Raw genomic sequence first — 13,808 nt, 5'->3', positions numbered from 1 at the left:
GGGATACGAGCCGACCGTTCCGGGCGGCTGGCCGACCCGTGGGTGCCGGCCAGCCGACACCCACGGATCACGCGACTCAGTCGACGTCGAAGACGCCCTGTCGGACGGCCTCGTCCCAGGCGACCTGGGCGATCTTGTTCTGCCCACTGATCGACGGGTGGAAGCCGTCAAGGACCGACAGGTCCGACGCCGTGAACGCGGCGTTGTGCACCGCGCCGTTGTCGTAGAACACGTTGGCCCGCTCCGCGGCGAGCTTGGCCAGCCGCTGGTTGTACTCGTCGACCCGTGCCTCCACTGCGGCGCGCCGCGCGTTCGCGGCGGACGAGGTGTCGGTCGGGTTGGCCAGCATGACCTCGCAGATGCCGATCAGGTTCCAGCGCGTCCGGATCAGGAAGTTCTGCTGGCCGATCCGGTAGAGCGACATCATGCTCGGCACCGAGGCCAACAGCACCCGGGTGTTCGGGTTCTTGGCCCTGATGATGTCGAGCGCCTTGCGCACGTTCGCCTCGAAGGCGTCTGGCGGGGTGGTGCCCGACGGGGTCGAGGCGTAGCAGATGTCGTTCCCGCCGATCAGGATGGTCACGTAGTCGGCGTTGGCGTTGGCGAGGGCGTTGGTCGCCTGGGTGGCCAGGTGGACCGAGCGTTCGCCGCCCTTGGCGTAGTTGCCGCCGGTCATGTCGACCCCGTACGCCTCCAGGCGCCGCAGGTGCGAGTTGACCGCCGTACTGGTGCCGGTGGACCAGGAGTTCTGCGGCTGGGCGTTCTGGGTCCCGTCGGCGACGGCCGCCCGGGTGATGGAGTCGCCGAGCGCGACCATCCGCGCGCTCGAGGGCACTGCCGCCACCGCGGCCGACGGGGCCAGGACCGCGGCGGTCACCACTGCCGCGACACTGGAGAGGAGGGTCCGGTGAGAGATCACATGGGCTCCGGAAGGTGGGTCGAAAAGGCTTGCCGCCGTCGGCCGAACCGCTGGTCCGGGGCGGGCAGCGATTGTCACCCGCGAGCGTAGAACTAGACGATCATCGCTGCCAGCAGTCGATGGCGATCGTTGGGTCGTGTTACGGAAACGACGCCGACCGGGCGTGTCCCGCCCCGGCCGTCGGCTTCCTCGGACTGGTCACGGGTGAGCCGAACGGGCTGGACCGGCGGTGACCCCGGTGCCCCCGGTGGTCGATCTCCGCGATACAAAGCCGGTCCACTGGCAGGACGGCTCCGCGAGGCGGGCGAGTCGTTGACGCATCTGGTCGACCGGAGCGTCAGGAACGCGTGACCTCGTGGCAGGGTCTTGCTCATCGTCTGGATCCGAGGAGAACCATGTCGAAGGACGTCACCGTCGATCTCATCCGGTCGTTGATCGAGGCCATGAACGGACCGTCGTTGGCCAGGGAGATGCGCGGGCCCGTGGAGGGCTGGGAGTCGCTGGCGATGATCCTGGAGTTCGGCGAGGGCTATCGCAGCGCGCACGGGTACGCGTACTCGCCGGATGGCGTCATCACGGCCGTGTCCTGTGGCTGGTCGAGCATCGAATCGGCGGTCCAGGCGTACCTGGGGAGCCACTACGAGCCCGGTGATCTGCTGCCCGTGAAGATCCTCGTGCAGTTCGACCGGACGACCGGCAGGTACCAGGTGACGTTCGAGGACACGGACGAGGAACGCTGGGCGGTGAAGCCGGCGAACTACCGGGAGATGCGCGAAGCGCTGCGCCCGAAATTCGACTGACACAGTCGTGACCTGGGCGTACTGCGTCCAGGTGTGCCCGCTCGCTGAGGGAACGGCGTTGCGCAACCCCCGGACCGGCCGGTTAGGCTGCTGCCATGACCAGCTCGCCCGCGTACCCGATGACGTCCCCCGACGTCCAGATCGGCGCGCGGCGACGCCGGCGGTTCCGCGACCGCCTGCGCTGAGTCTTCTTCTCCTGCGACCGGCGGATCGAGCCGCCGGTCATCGTCGATCGTCCTCGGTCCGCCCGCATCCCCATCCGGTGATCCGCGCGGCGGATCCGAGCGAGATCGGCGTACCCATGGACCTTGAAAAGCTGTTGGCCGACCGGCTGGCGCCGGCGTTCGCGACGGTGGCCGGCGGGCCGGTGGATCCGATCGTGCGGCGCTCCCAGCGCGCGGACTTCCAGTCCGACGCGGCGCTGGCGCTGGCCCGGCGGCTCGGCCGGCCGCCGCGCGAGATCGCCGCCGAGGTGCTGGACCTCGCGAAGCTGGCCGATCTGTGCAGCGCGGCGGAGGTCTCCGGGCCGGGCTTCCTCAACCTGACCATCGCCGACGAAGCCCTGGGCGGGCTGGTCTCCGCGCTGGCCACCGACCCGCGGCTCGGGGTGCCGCTGGTCACCGAGCCGGAGACGGTGGTGGTCGACTACTCGGCGCCGAACGTGGCGAAGGAGATGCACGTCGGGCACCTGCGGTCGACGGTGATCGGCGACGCGGCGGCCCGGCTGCTGGAGTGGCTGGGGCACCGGGTGCTGCGGGCCAACCACCTGGGTGACTGGGGCACGCCGTTCGGCATGCTGATCGAGCACCTGGTCGACCTGGGCGGGGCCGAGGCGGCGCGCGAGCTGTCCATGGGTGACCTGGACTCGTTCTACAAGACGGCCCGGGTCACGTTCGACGCGGATGAGGCGTTCCGGGAGCGGTCCCGGCGGCGGGTGGTGGCCCTGCAGAGCGGCGATCCGGCGACGCTGCGGCTGTGGCGGTTGCTGGTGGAGCAGTCCGAGCGGTACTTCATGACCGTCTACGACCTGCTCGACGTGACCCTCACCGAGCGGGACTTCCACGGTGAGAGCAGCTACAACGACCTGCTCGAACCGGTGACCGAGGAGCTGGACCGCCTGGGGCTGCTGCGGGAGAGCGAGGGTGCGGCCTGCGTGTTTCCGCCCGGCTCGGTGGGCCGGGACGGCGAGCCGCTGCCGCTGATCGTCCGCAAGTCCGACGGCGGGTACGGCTATCCGGCAACCGACCTGGCGGCGATCCGGCACCGCACCGGCACGCTGGCCGCGACCCGGTTGCTCTACGTGGTCGGCCTGCCGCAGCGGCGGCACTTCGAGATGGTGTACGCCGCAGCCACGCAGGCCGGCTGGCTGGCCCCGCCGGCCCGGGCCGAGCACGTCGGGTTCGGCTCGATCCTCGGGCCGGACGGGCGGATGCTGCGCAGCCGGGCCGGCGGCTCGGTGAAGCTGGTCGGGCTGCTGGAGGAGGCGATCGTCCGGGCTACGGCGCTGGCCCGGGAGCGGAACCCGGACCTGGGCGAGGTGGAGGCGGCCGAGGTGGGCCGGGCGGTCGGCATCGGCGCGATCAAGTACGCCGACCTGTCCAGCGACCGGCACAAGGACTACGTGCTCGACTGGGAGCGGATGCTGTCGCTGGACGGCAACACCGCGCCCTATCTCCAGTACGCGTACTCGCGGATCCGGTCGATCTTCCGGCGGGCCGGGATGGCGGCCCGGCCGGAGGCGGCGATCTCGCTGGCCGATCCGGCCGAACGGGCGCTCGCCTTCGAACTGGTCGGCTTCGGGACGGTGGTCGGCGAGGTGGCGGACAGCCTGGAGTTCCACCACCTGTCCGGACACCTGTACCGGCTGGCCGTCGCGTTCAGCGCGTTCTACGAGCGCTGCCCGGTGCTGCGCGCCGACGAGCCGGTCCGGGAGAGCCGGCTGGCGCTCTGCGACCTCACCGCCCGGGTGCTCCGGCAGGGGTTGTACCTGCTCGGCATCAGGACTCCCGAACGCATGTGATCGGAACTGGGTGGCCGCATCTCTCGGGCGAACCCACTCGACCTCGAAGCCGCCCTGTTCGCGAGGCAGAGCCAGCGATTCGCGTCCCGGTCCGGCAACCGTCATGCGTCGGCCCGTAGCGTGATCACCTCGCGGTCGTGCTGGTCGTGCTGGTCGGGCTGGCCGCAGGAGCAGGTGCCGCCTACGCAGCCGGTGGCGTGGCGGCGTTTGGTGGCCCACCACCAGGACAGGCCGGCGAGCACGGCCAGGGCGACGGCGGCGCCGGGAAGGAAGCGGTTGACCGCGGCCCAGCCGGCACCACCGAGGATCCCGGCGGCGAGCAGGAGCGGCAGCAGGCAGCAGGCAGCGCAGGCGGCTCCCGCGAGTCCCGTCATTCCGGAGGGGAGTAGGCGGCGGAGCCGGTCAGCAGGTGTCGGCACGATCGGTCCTCTCGACCAGTCCAGCGAAGGGCAGGGGGCAGCAGGAGCTTCCGGCGCAGGCGACCAGGTCGTCGCAGCCGGCTGAGATGGCGGCCCGCAGGGTGTCACGGATGATGGTGAGGTCAGCGAGCTTCTGCTCCACCTCGATGAGCTTCTCCCTGGCCCGTGCCTGGAGGCCGCTGTCGGGTCGACGGTCGTGCTGGTGCCGGCCGGCGTCGAGCAGGTCGGCAACCTCGTTGAGGGTGAAGCCGAGGCGTTGCGCGGTCTTGATGACCCGCAGCAGGGTGACTGACTCGGCCGGGTAGAGCCGGTGCCCGCCTGGCGACCGCCGTGGTGAGGCGAGCAGGCCCCGGCGCTCGTAGTAGCGCAGCGTCTGCTGGTTGACCCCGGCCGCGTCGGCCAGTTGGCCGCTGCGCAGTCCCGACCCGGTCATCCCTGATCCCGAACGGATACCGCCCGGTCGGCGAGGGCATCGAGCACGTCGACGTGTGCGGCCGGTACCCGGACGTCCAACGCCAGCGCATCCGGGCCGGAGCGGGAGAGGTCGAAGGCGAAGAACGAGCAGCAGGACGACTCACGGGCCGTCAGGTCCCGGGCCGTCTCCTCGACCTGCGCAGAGCCGTCGAGCTGCAACCGCAGATGCTGTGCCGACGGCCGGTCGACGCCCCGTACGGCGGCGGCGAAGAACTGGTCGAACTCAGCGACTCGCAGTGGCCGTTCGGCCGTCGGCAGGGTGCAGGAATCCGGCGCCCAGGCGCCGTCCGTCGTGCTCTGGTGGTCACTCATACCCCGACGGTAAGCCTGTACCCAGGTACCGGATGCAAGCCTGACGGTTGTCCCGGGCGATCTGCAAGCCCGGAAGAACGCAGCAGTTCAGAGGGTGATGACCACCTTCGCCCGCGCGTGTTCACCTTCGAGGTACCGGACGGCCTGGGGCACCTCGCGCAGCGGATAGGTCCGGTCGATGACCGGGGTGAGGCGGCCGGCCTCGGCGTGGGCGCGGAGCGTGTCGAGGTGTTGCCGGCTGGGCGTCGCGGTGAGGGTGACGATGCGCTGGCGGACGAGGGGCGCCAGCAGCCGTCCGCGCGCGAGGAGCCAGACCGGTCCGACGAGGCTGCCGCCGCCGTACACGCCGCCGCCGGAGAGCACCAGCGTCCCGGTGGGGGTCAGCGCCCGCCGGAGCGCGGTGAGTGAGCGGTTGCCGACCAGGTCGAACACGACGTCGTGACGGCGGTCGCCGCGGGTGAAGTCGTCGCGGGTGTAGTCGACGACGTGGTCGGCGCCGAGGGAGCGGACCAGGTCGACGTTGCGGGTGCTGCACACTGCGGTCACGGTCGCGCCGAGCGCCTTGGCCAGTTGGACGGCCAGGGTGCCGACGCCGCCGGAGGCGCCGTTGACGAGGACGCGGTGGCCGGGCTCGACCTGCCCGACGTCGCGCAGCCCCATGAGCGCGGTGACCCCGGCCAGCGGCAGCGCGGCGGCCTGCTGCGGGGTCAGGTTCGCCGGCTTCGGCGCGACCAGGGTCGCGGGCACGCACACGTAATCGGCGAACGCGCCGTTGGCGTCGCCGAGGTCGCCGAAGACGGCGTCGCCCGGGCGCACCTGTCGGACGTGGCTGCCGACGGCCTCGACCCGGCCGGCGAAGTCGCGGCCCCGGATGCGCGCGCGGGGCCGCGTCCGGCCCATCGTCAACCGCGCCATCCGCGGATCGCCACGCATGGCATGCCAGTCGTACGCGTTGAGCGCGGCGGCCTCGACCCGCACGAGCACTTCGTCGGGGGCGGGCACCGGCACGTCGACGTCCGCGAGCGTGAGCGTCTCCGGCGGGCCGTACCGGTCCTGGACTATCGCCTTCATCTTTGCCCTCCCTCTAGGTGTACGCCGTACACCCAATGTAGGTGTACGCCGTACACCGGTCAAGGCGGTTATGGTTTCAACCGCCGCCAGAAGACGAGGACCGAGATGGCTGAGCAGGCTGAGACGCTGCGCCGGGCGCCGCTGAGCAGGGACCGGATCCTGCACGCCGCCGTCGCGCTCGCCGACGGGGCCGGCATCGAGTCCCTCAGCATGCGCAATCTCGCCCAGGATCTGGGCGTCGTGCCGATGGCCCTCTACAAGCACGTGGCCAACAAGGACGAACTGCTCGACGGCATGATCGACGTCGTCGTCGGCGAGATCGACCCGCCGGTGCCCGATGCCGACTGGAAGCACGCCGTCCGCAGCCGCATCCTCTCGGCGCGGCAGGTGCTGCGGCGCCACCCCTGGGCGCCGCTCGCGATCGAGTCGCGGAACATGGCGACGCCGGCCGTCCTCGCGTACCTCGACTCGATGGTCGGGACCCTCCGGGCCGGCGGGTTCTCCGCCGACCTCGCCCACCACGTGATGCACGCGATGGGCAGCCGGATCCTGGGCTTCAGTCAGGAGCTGTTCGACGCCTCCCGGCGCGCCGGCCGCTCCGGCACGGCCAGCTCAGAACCACCGCAGGCCTTCCCGCCGGAGGTCGCGGCCCGGTTCCCGCACCTCGCGGAGATCTCCACGGCCGCTTCCCACGACGACGCGTCGGTCGTGGGACAGGGCTGCGACGACCAGTTCGAGTTCGAGTTCGCGCTGGACCTGCTGCTGGACGGCATCGAACGGCTCCGACAGCAGAACTGGACGTCGTCGCGATCGGCTGTCCGATGACCACGCCGTAGCGGCACCCGGTGTTGTTCGCCCCACGGCGGCAATCCCACGCCCGGACTGGGTAAGCCGAGAGGCTAGCCGCCTCGTCGCAGCCGGACCGGACCGAAGGGAAGAGCCTGATGCGTGGTGTCGTCCTGCACGCCCCCCGAGACGTACGGGTGGAGGAGCGCGAGGATCCGCGGATCCTCCTCCCGACCGACGCGATCATCCGCCTGTCCGCCACCTGCGTCTGCGGTTCGGACCTGTGGCCGTATCGCGGCATCGAGACGGTCCACGGGCCGTCCCCCATGGGCCACGAGTACGTCGGCGTCGTCCAGGAGGTCGGCGGCGAGGTCAGGGAGATCAAGCCCGGCCAGTTCGTCGTCGGCTCCTTCTTCGCCTCCGACAACACCTGCCCCATCTGCCGCGCGGGCTACCAGTCCTCGTGCGTCCATCGGGAGCCGGTGGGCGGGCTGGGTTCCCAGGCGGAGTACCTGCGGGTACCGCTGGCCGACGGCACCCTGGTCGCCACGCCCGACCTCCCTCCCGACGACCTGGTCCCGGCCCTGCTCGCGGCCTCCGACGTGCTCGGCACCGGCTGGTTCGGCGCGGTGGCCGCCGAGGCGGGCCCGGGCAAGACCGTCGCGGTCGTCGGCGACGGTGCGGTGGGTCTGCTCGCCGTGCTGGCGGCCCGGCAGCTCGGCGCGGAACGCGTCATCGCGGTCAGCCGGCACGAGCCCCGCCAGAAGCTGGCGACCCACTACGGCGCCACCGACATCGTCACCGAGCGCGGCGACGACGGCGTGGCCCGGATCAAGGACCTGACCGACGGCCTCGGCGCGCACTCGGTCATCGAGGCGGTCGGCACCCAGGAGTCGATGTTGCAGGCCATCCGCTCCACCCGGGCGGGAGGTCACGTCGGCTACGTCGGCGTGGCCCACGGCGTCGAACTGCCCGGCGAGGAGCTGTTCTTCTCCCACGTGCACCTGCACGGCGGCCCCGCCCCGGTGCGTCGCTTCCTGCCCGAGCTGATCGACCTGATCTACAAGCGTGAGATCGACCCCGGCCGGGTCTTCGACCTCACCCTCCCCCTCGACCAGGCCGCCGAGGGGTACCGGGCCATGGACGAGCGCCGGGCCATCAAGGTCCTGCTCAATCCCTGAGCAACTGGACCGGTGGGCCGTTCCGCGCCGGAACGGCCCACCGCGTGGGGCCGACCGCTCAGGGGGTGTACGGCGCGTCCGTGTGGCTGATCTCGACGAGCCGGCTGCCGCTGAGTTCGTAGACGGCCGTACGCCGCACGGCGACCTCCGCCGAGGACGCGTCCTCGGGGCGGGTCAGGTAGACCACCGTCGCCCGGCGCGACTTGATCGAGACCGACTCGACAGGCGTACGGTCGCCGATGTCGACCATGGTGACGTAGACGGGCTTACCGTCGATGTTGCCGTACATCACGATCTGCCAGAACTTGCCGGTCCCGCCGCCGTCCATCAGCACCGGGACCACCGCGTCGGCCGCGTCGTCGCCGGTCAGGTCGCCGACGGCGCACGGCTGTTGCATGTGGACGACGGTGCCGTCCTCGCCGGACCACATGCCGTCGACCAGCGGGATCGGATCCGGGTAGCCGTTGTACCGCTCGGATCCGTTTCCGAGCACGGCGGTCTTGAGCTGCGCGCAGGTGAGCGCCTTGAGCGTGGCGGGCGCTCCGGACGTGTCGGGTACGGCCGAGGGCGCCGGCTTGTCCGGGTCCGCTGTCTCGTCGTTCACGCTGACGGTGCTGCCTGTCGGCTGCGCCGAGGCGGCCGGGTCCAGGTCGTCCGCCGGCGTGTTGATCGTGACGCATCCGCTCAGCGCCGCCACCAGGGCGAGTGCCGCGACGGGCAGCAGGGTCCTACGCATTGATCTTCCCTCTCCTTGTGTGGCCCGGAGCGTAGTGCGCCTCCGCCACGGCCGGCAGCCGGCGGATGGCAGACCGTCCTCAGTGGAGCGACGAGGGCCAGCCGGATCGGGCAGCAAGGGAAGCTGCCCGCGTCGCCACTCCCGCCCCCGGGGCCGGCAACCGGCTCAGGTGGACGGACCGCCGTGCTGGTCGAGCCTGTCGCGGAGCGTGCCGGCGAAGCCCTCGGCCGTGGCGAGCTGGTCGCGCAGCGCGCTGACGCGTGCGGTGGCGGCGGTGTGAAACATGCCGAGCCGGTCGAGCAGGGCGACCCGGTCGGCGCCCTCGGCCGTGTCGAGGGCGTCGAGGACGCCGAGCAGGTCGCGCATCTCGTCGAGGGTGAAGCCGAGCGGCTTCATCCGCTTGACCACGGCGAGCCGGTCGAGGTCGGGTGCGGTGTAGAGGCGGAAGCCCCCGTCGCTGCGGGCCGACGGGACGATCAGGCCGACGTCCTCGTAGTGCCGGATGGTGCGGATGCTCAACCCGACCCGCTCGGCAACCTCGCCGATCTGCATCAGCCGCCCTCCGACCGGGCCGGGGGCGGGCGCCGAAGCCGGGCCGGGGGCGGACTCGGCAGCCGGGCCGGGGGCGGGTGCCGGCCCGGCCGTACGGCGGTCGGGGGCCATCAGTGGCCGACGCCGAGCCGGCCGGCGAGGGTGCCGTGGATCTCCGCGCTGGGGCGGTTCAGCTCGACTATCTCCACGGTCTTGCCGCGGGCGGCGTACCTGGTGGTGACGGCGTCGAGGGCGGCCACGGAGGAGGCGTCCCAGACGTGGGCGTGCGTCATGTCGATGACCACGCTGTCGGGATCGTTGGCGTAGTCGAACTGCCCGACCAGGTCGTTGCTGGAGGCGAAGAACAGCTCGCCGTGCACCGAGTAGATCCGGGTCGTCCCGTCGGGGTCGAGGACGCTTGTCACCTCCACCAGGTGGGCGACCCGCCGGGCGAAGACGACCATCGCGGTGAGCACGCCGGCGACGACGCCGACGGCGAGGTTGTGGGTGGCCAGCGTGGTGACGACGGTGGTCACCATGACGATCGTCTCGCCGTACGGCATCCGCCTGAGCGTGGCCGGGGCGACCGAGTGCCAGTCGAACGTCGACACCGCGACGATGACCATCACGGCGACCAGGGCGGCCATCGGGATCACCGCGACCACGTCGCCGAGCGCGACCACCAGGATCAGCAGGAAGACGCCGGCCAGGAAGGTCGACAGCCGCGTACGGGCGCCGGACGCCTTCACGTTGATCATCGTCTGACCGATCATCGCGCAGCCGCCCATGCCGCCGAAGAACCCGGTGACGATGTTCGCCACCCCCTGCCCCCACGACTCCCGGGTCTTGCTGGAGGGGGTGTCGGTGATGTCGTCGACCAGCTTCGCGGTCATCAACGACTCCATCAGCCCGACCAGCGCGATGCCCAGGGCGTACGGGGCGATCAGGGTCAGGGTGTCCATGGTCCAGGGGACCTGTGGCAGGCCGAGCGTGGGCAGGCTGTCCGGCAACGCCCCCTCGTCGCCCACGGTCGGCACCGCCGCGTGGGTGGCCACCGTGACCACGGTCAGCACCACGATGGCGACCAGCGGCGCCGGGACGGCCCGGGTGAGGCGGGGCAGCCCCACCATGATCGCCAGCGCGACCGCCGCGAGCGGGTACACCAGCCACGGCACCCCGATCAGGTGCGGCACCTGGGCGACGAAGATCAGGATGGCCAGGGCGTTGACGAAGCCGACCATCACGCTGCGCGGGATGAACCGCATCAGCTTCGCCACCCCGAGCACCGCCAGCAGGATCTGGATCGTGCCGCCGAGGATCACCGCCGCCACGAGGTGGTCGAGGCCGTGCTCCTTGGCGAGGGGCGCCACGACCAGGGCGACCGCGCCGGTGGCGGCGGAGATCATCGCCGGCCGCCCGCCGCAGATCGCGATGGTCACCGCCATCGTGAACGAGGCGAAGAGGCCCACCCGGGGATCGACCCCGGCCAGGATCGAGAAGGAGATCGCCTCCGGGATCAGCGCCAGGGCGACGACCAGGCCGGCGAGGACCTCGGTGCGGAACACCCTCGGCGACAGCCAGGACGGGCGGGGCAGGCGCGGGCGGCCGACCAGGGACGACACAGAGGACATACAGCCATTTCCACTCGGGGGGCGCGCACCACGCCCACCCGGCGGAGACGGGTCGGTCGGGGTCGCATCGCGTACGGATGCAGGAGCGCCGTCGTCGCCCGGTCACCGGGGTCGCACGGCGCGGCGAACCCTACTCTTCCGCCACGGAAGAGTTCCCACGCGCGTGGTGAGCGTCACGACCGTGGGCGACCGTGCGCCCCGCCCTCCCGCGCCCGGCGGCGGTCAGGCCGGCCCGGCGCCCGGGGCGGGGACCGCCTGCTCGGCGGCGCGGCTCACCTCTTCCCAGCCGGCCCAGACGTCCATGCGTCGCTTGGAGATGTCGAAGGCGAGGTCGTAGACCATGCTGCCCAGCAGCAGCCGCAGCGGCGGGTCGTCGCTGGCGACGAGCTTCATCAGCGCCTCGGCGGCCAGCCGGGGTTCGCTGTCGATCGACCCTTCCGCCCACTGCCGTGCCAACTCCTCCCGCAGCGGGTCGTAAGCGGGGTTCGGGGCGGCCGCTGTGCTGCTGGTGTAGAGGTCGGTCCAGTAGCCGCCCGGCTGGACGATGGTGACCTTGACGCCGAAGCCGGCGGCCTCGGCGGCCAGCGCCTCGCTCATGCCCTCCAGCGCGAACTTGCTCGCGCTGTAGAGCCCCGTACTGGGGAAGCCCCCGAGCGCACCGATGCTGGAGACCTGCACGACGTGCCCGGCGCCCTGGGCGCGCAGGTGCGGCAGGACGGCCTGGCTGACCCAGAGCGCGCCGAAGAAGTTGAGGTCCAGCTGGGCGCGCGCCTCGGCCTCGGTGAACTCCTCGATCATGCCCATGTAGAGCGCCCCGGCGTTGTTCACGACGACGTCGAGCCGGCCGAAGTGCCGTACCGCCTCGTCGACGACGCCGAGCACCGCCGCGCGGTCCGTGACGTCGAGGCGCAGCGCCAGCAGGCGGTCGGGGTGTCGGGCGGCGAGGTCGTCGAGCGGCGAGACGTCCCGGGCCGCGCCGACGACCCGGTCGCCGGCGGCGAGCGCGGCCTCGGTGAAGGCGCGGCCGAGGCCACGGCTGGCCCCGGTGACGAACCAGACCCGCGGCGCGGCGGTGGCTGAGGCTTCCATGGGGACTCCCTCCCTAACGAGACGGACCGTCTCGTCTTGTTGACGGGAGTGACCCTACCCGACCGGGCCCCACTGTCAAGACGGACCGTCTCGTCTCATCCTCTTGCTAGATTGGGCCCGTGCCCACGCAGAAGGTCGCCCCCGACTCCAGCCGTCGCAGCGAGACGGCACGCCGCGCCATCCTCGCCGCCGCCTTCGACCTCGTCGGCGACGTGGGCTACGCGAAGCTCAGCATCGAGGGCATCGCCGCCGCCGCCGGCGTCGGCAAGCAGACGATCTACCGCTGGTGGCCCTCGAAGGGCGCCCTGCTGTTCGACGCCTTCCTCGCGCTCACGACCGACGGCGGGCAGGACGGCCAGGGCGGCGCCCTACCGGACACCGGCGACCTGGCCGCCGACCTGAAGCTGGTCCTGCGGGCCGTCGTCGACGAGCTGAACGACCCGCGCTACGACCTGCCCATGCGCGCCCTGCACACCGAGATCGTCCACGACCCCGCCCTGGCCGCCGACTACGCGGAGCGGCTGGACGGGCCCATGCGGGAGCTGAAGAAGGAACGCCTGCGCGCCGCCCGGCGTGCCGGCCAGCTCGCCGAGGACGTCGACCTCGACGTGGCCGTCGACCTGATCTTCGGGCCGGTCCTCAACCGGTGGCTCCAGCGCACCGGCCCGCTGACGCACGGGTACGCCGACCAGGTGGTGGACACGGCGCTGCGCGGCCTGCGGCCCCACCAGCCGTAGGCCCCCGCGGCGGATCCCGCGGCACCGGGCGGACAACACCCGACCCCCGGTCGTCGTTGATCCGGTCGTACCCGCCCCACCGGGCGCGGGCACCGACCGTGGAGGAGGCACGCCGATGACCAGTCAGCGCGAGACCGTGGAGGTCGACCCGGTCCTGTTCCGTGCCGTCTACGACTCGCCCGCCTCGCTGCCCGGCAGGCACCGGTGGACGACCCCGGAGTCGGACGTACGCCGGATCGAGAAGCTGCTCGGCATGCCGCTGCGCAGCATCGGCGCCCCGCTCTGGGTCAGCGGCGACGAGCCGGACTGCCCGAAGTGCGGCCGCCGGGTGAACTGGTACGACATCGTCTCCTCCGCCCTCTCCGGCGTACACGACCGGATGATGATCGCGACGGTCATCCTCGGCGACCGCAGGTACGTCAACACCGAGGTCCCCGACGCGATCGCCGGGGTGCGCTGCACCGACTGCCGCACCGCGATCGAGGGGCTGCGCAGCTTCAAGTGCCACAACTGGGCGTACGCCTTCGAGGCGCTGGAGACCGTCCGGCAGCGGATGTCGGGCGCGTCAGTCGTCGGCCGTCAGCCCGCGGGCGAACCGCAGCCCGGGGCGCCCGTCGAGTGACACCTCGCCCACCGGCGTGAACCCGGTACGCCGGAGCACCGCGAGCGAGCCCGCGTTGTCCAGCGTGGTCCCGGCGGTCAGCCGGCGCAGCCCGTACGCCCGGCGGGCCAGTGCCACGACGCGGCGGACGCCGTCGGTCGCCACCCCGCGCCCGGCGGCCCGCTCGGCCACCCGGTAGCCCAGCTCGGCCTCGCCGTCGGCGACGTCGACCAGGTTGAACCGGCCCAGCGCTTCCCCGTCGGCGTCGACCAGGACGTGGAAGTGGCAGGTGCCGCTCTCCTGCTCGGCGAGCAGCCCCGCGTGCCGCGCGGCGAAGTCGGCGAAGTACGCGTCGCCCCGGTCCGGCACCGACCGCGCGAACCACCCCCGGTTCTCCCGCTCGAAGCGCAGCAGCGCGTCGGCGTGGTGGGCGGCGAGCCGCTGAAGATCGGACACCGCGCCACCCTACCGAGCTGCGCTACCGGGTGGCCGAGCGGGCCG

16 protein-coding genes are annotated in these 13,808 nt (G+C 72.0%); 6 read left to right on the top strand and 10 right to left on the bottom strand.

Going from position 1 to position 13,808, the window contains the following annotated elements; genetic code table 11:
- Positions 1–76: 76 nt before the first annotated feature.
- Positions 77–919 carry a GDSL-type esterase/lipase family protein gene (locus tag F6X68_RS01695; protein ID WP_151452564.1) on the bottom strand — a complete coding sequence of 281 codons (843 nt, stop codon included), beginning with the start codon at positions 917–919 and terminating at the stop codon, positions 77–79.
- 395 nt (positions 920–1,314) lie between these two features.
- On the opposite strand from F6X68_RS01695, the gene F6X68_RS01690 reads away from it, so the two are divergent.
- Both F6X68_RS01690 and argS read left to right on the top strand, forming a co-directional pair.
- Complete coding sequence (locus F6X68_RS01690; RefSeq protein ID WP_151452563.1) at positions 1,315–1,719, top strand: hypothetical protein; 405 nt, start codon at positions 1,315–1,317, stop codon at positions 1,717–1,719.
- 301 nt (positions 1,720–2,020) lie between these two features.
- A complete protein-coding gene (argS, locus tag F6X68_RS01685) occupies positions 2,021–3,739 on the top strand; it encodes an arginine--tRNA ligase (protein WP_151452562.1) in 1,719 nt (572 codons plus the stop codon).
- Between the two features lie 101 nt (positions 3,740–3,840).
- Here argS and F6X68_RS01680 read toward each other — a convergent pair whose 3' ends face one another.
- From F6X68_RS01680 to F6X68_RS01665, 4 genes are all read right to left on the bottom strand, one after another.
- Positions 3,841–4,113: a hypothetical protein gene (locus F6X68_RS01680; RefSeq protein ID WP_151452561.1), complete on the bottom strand. Its 273-nt coding sequence runs from the start codon at positions 4,111–4,113 to the stop codon at positions 3,841–3,843.
- Positions 4,114–4,141: 28 nt separating this feature from the next.
- Positions 4,142–4,591 carry a MerR family transcriptional regulator gene (locus tag F6X68_RS01675; RefSeq protein ID WP_151452560.1) on the bottom strand — a complete coding sequence of 150 codons (450 nt, stop codon included), beginning with the start codon at positions 4,589–4,591 and terminating at the stop codon, positions 4,142–4,144.
- Positions 4,588–4,944, bottom strand: a complete 357-nt coding sequence (locus F6X68_RS01670; protein ID WP_151452559.1) for a hypothetical protein — start codon at positions 4,942–4,944, stop codon at positions 4,588–4,590. Before F6X68_RS01670 ends, F6X68_RS01675 begins: the two co-directional genes overlap by 4 nt.
- 87 nt (positions 4,945–5,031) lie before the next feature.
- Positions 5,032–6,015, bottom strand: a complete 984-nt coding sequence (locus tag F6X68_RS01665; RefSeq protein ID WP_151452558.1) for an NAD(P)-dependent alcohol dehydrogenase — start codon at positions 6,013–6,015, stop codon at positions 5,032–5,034.
- A 105-nt stretch (positions 6,016–6,120) separates the two neighbouring features.
- Here F6X68_RS01665 and F6X68_RS01660 point away from each other — a divergent pair, with 105 nt between their 5' ends.
- A complete protein-coding gene (locus F6X68_RS01660) occupies positions 6,121–6,840 on the top strand; it encodes a TetR/AcrR family transcriptional regulator (protein ID WP_151452557.1) in 720 nt (239 codons plus the stop codon).
- 119 nt (positions 6,841–6,959) lie between these two features.
- On the top strand, positions 6,960–7,982 hold the full coding sequence (locus F6X68_RS01655; RefSeq protein WP_151452556.1) for a zinc-dependent alcohol dehydrogenase family protein: 1,023 nt from the start codon (positions 6,960–6,962) through the stop codon (positions 7,980–7,982).
- 58 nt (positions 7,983–8,040) lie between these two features.
- Here the strand turns inward: F6X68_RS01655 and F6X68_RS01650 are convergent, their stop codons facing one another.
- The 4 genes from F6X68_RS01650 to F6X68_RS01635 form a co-directional block, all read right to left on the bottom strand.
- A complete protein-coding gene (locus tag F6X68_RS01650; RefSeq protein WP_151452555.1) occupies positions 8,041–8,718 on the bottom strand; it encodes a hypothetical protein in 678 nt (225 codons plus the stop codon).
- Between the two features lie 165 nt (positions 8,719–8,883).
- Positions 8,884–9,381, bottom strand: coding sequence for a MerR family transcriptional regulator (locus F6X68_RS01645; protein WP_151452554.1), 498 nt, complete (start codon positions 9,379–9,381; stop codon positions 8,884–8,886).
- The gene (locus F6X68_RS01640) at positions 9,381–10,880 is read right to left on the bottom strand and encodes a SulP family inorganic anion transporter (protein ID WP_151452553.1); all 1,500 of its coding nucleotides are present in this window, start codon (positions 10,878–10,880) and stop codon (positions 9,381–9,383) included. Before F6X68_RS01640 ends, F6X68_RS01645 begins: the two co-directional genes overlap by 1 nt.
- A 222-nt stretch (positions 10,881–11,102) precedes the next feature.
- Positions 11,103–11,969, bottom strand: coding sequence for an SDR family oxidoreductase (locus F6X68_RS01635; protein WP_151452552.1), 867 nt, complete (start codon positions 11,967–11,969; stop codon positions 11,103–11,105).
- A 119-nt stretch (positions 11,970–12,088) separates the two neighbouring features.
- Here F6X68_RS01635 and F6X68_RS01630 point away from each other — a divergent pair, with 119 nt between their 5' ends.
- Both F6X68_RS01630 and F6X68_RS01625 read left to right on the top strand, forming a co-directional pair.
- Positions 12,089–12,706 (top strand): TetR/AcrR family transcriptional regulator, encoded by a 618-nt coding sequence (locus tag F6X68_RS01630; RefSeq protein WP_151452551.1) that lies wholly within the window; start codon positions 12,089–12,091, stop codon positions 12,704–12,706.
- 115 nt (positions 12,707–12,821) lie between these two features.
- Entirely contained in the window at positions 12,822–13,328 is a 507-nt protein-coding gene (locus F6X68_RS01625) for a hypothetical protein (protein ID WP_132232336.1), read from the top strand.
- Here the strand turns inward: F6X68_RS01625 and F6X68_RS01620 are convergent.
- Complete coding sequence (locus F6X68_RS01620; RefSeq protein ID WP_151452550.1) at positions 13,272–13,763, bottom strand: GNAT family N-acetyltransferase; 492 nt, start codon at positions 13,761–13,763, stop codon at positions 13,272–13,274. The genes F6X68_RS01625 and F6X68_RS01620 overlap by 57 nt on opposite strands.
- Positions 13,764–13,808: the final 45 nt, after the last annotated feature.

Origin of the sequence: Micromonospora sp. AMSO12t (assembly GCF_008806585.1) — a bacterium.
Classification (GTDB): domain Bacteria; phylum Actinomycetota; class Actinomycetes; order Mycobacteriales; family Micromonosporaceae; genus Micromonospora; species Micromonospora reichwaldensis.
The sequence above is the reverse complement of the archived record's forward strand: the minus strand, read 5'-3'. Positions and strand labels throughout refer to the sequence as shown.

Excerpts from the sequence above, each read along its gene's own strand:
- F6X68_RS01690 (WP_151452563.1), top strand. The coding sequence starts at position 1,315 with ATGTCGAAGGACGTCACCGTCGATCTCATCCGGTCGTTGATCGAGGCC.
- argS (WP_151452562.1), top strand. The coding sequence starts at position 2,021 with ATGGACCTTGAAAAGCTGTTGGCCGACCGGCTGGCGCCGGCGTTCGCG.
- F6X68_RS01680 (WP_151452561.1), bottom strand. The coding sequence starts at position 4,113 with ATGACGGGACTCGCGGGAGCCGCCTGCGCTGCCTGCTGCCTGCTGCCG.
- F6X68_RS01675 (WP_151452560.1), bottom strand. The coding sequence starts at position 4,591 with ATGACCGGGTCGGGACTGCGCAGCGGCCAACTGGCCGACGCGGCCGGG.
- F6X68_RS01670 (WP_151452559.1), bottom strand. The coding sequence starts at position 4,944 with ATGAGTGACCACCAGAGCACGACGGACGGCGCCTGGGCGCCGGATTCC.
- F6X68_RS01665 (WP_151452558.1), bottom strand. The coding sequence starts at position 6,015 with ATGAAGGCGATAGTCCAGGACCGGTACGGCCCGCCGGAGACGCTCACG.
- F6X68_RS01660 (WP_151452557.1), top strand. The coding sequence starts at position 6,121 with ATGGCTGAGCAGGCTGAGACGCTGCGCCGGGCGCCGCTGAGCAGGGAC.
- F6X68_RS01655 (WP_151452556.1), top strand. The coding sequence starts at position 6,960 with ATGCGTGGTGTCGTCCTGCACGCCCCCCGAGACGTACGGGTGGAGGAG.
- F6X68_RS01650 (WP_151452555.1), bottom strand. The coding sequence starts at position 8,718 with ATGCGTAGGACCCTGCTGCCCGTCGCGGCACTCGCCCTGGTGGCGGCG.
- F6X68_RS01645 (WP_151452554.1), bottom strand. The coding sequence starts at position 9,381 with ATGGCCCCCGACCGCCGTACGGCCGGGCCGGCACCCGCCCCCGGCCCG.
- F6X68_RS01640 (WP_151452553.1), bottom strand. The coding sequence starts at position 10,880 with ATGTCCTCTGTGTCGTCCCTGGTCGGCCGCCCGCGCCTGCCCCGCCCG.
- F6X68_RS01635 (WP_151452552.1), bottom strand. The coding sequence starts at position 11,969 with ATGGAAGCCTCAGCCACCGCCGCGCCGCGGGTCTGGTTCGTCACCGGG.
- F6X68_RS01625 (WP_132232336.1), top strand. The coding sequence starts at position 12,822 with ATGACCAGTCAGCGCGAGACCGTGGAGGTCGACCCGGTCCTGTTCCGT.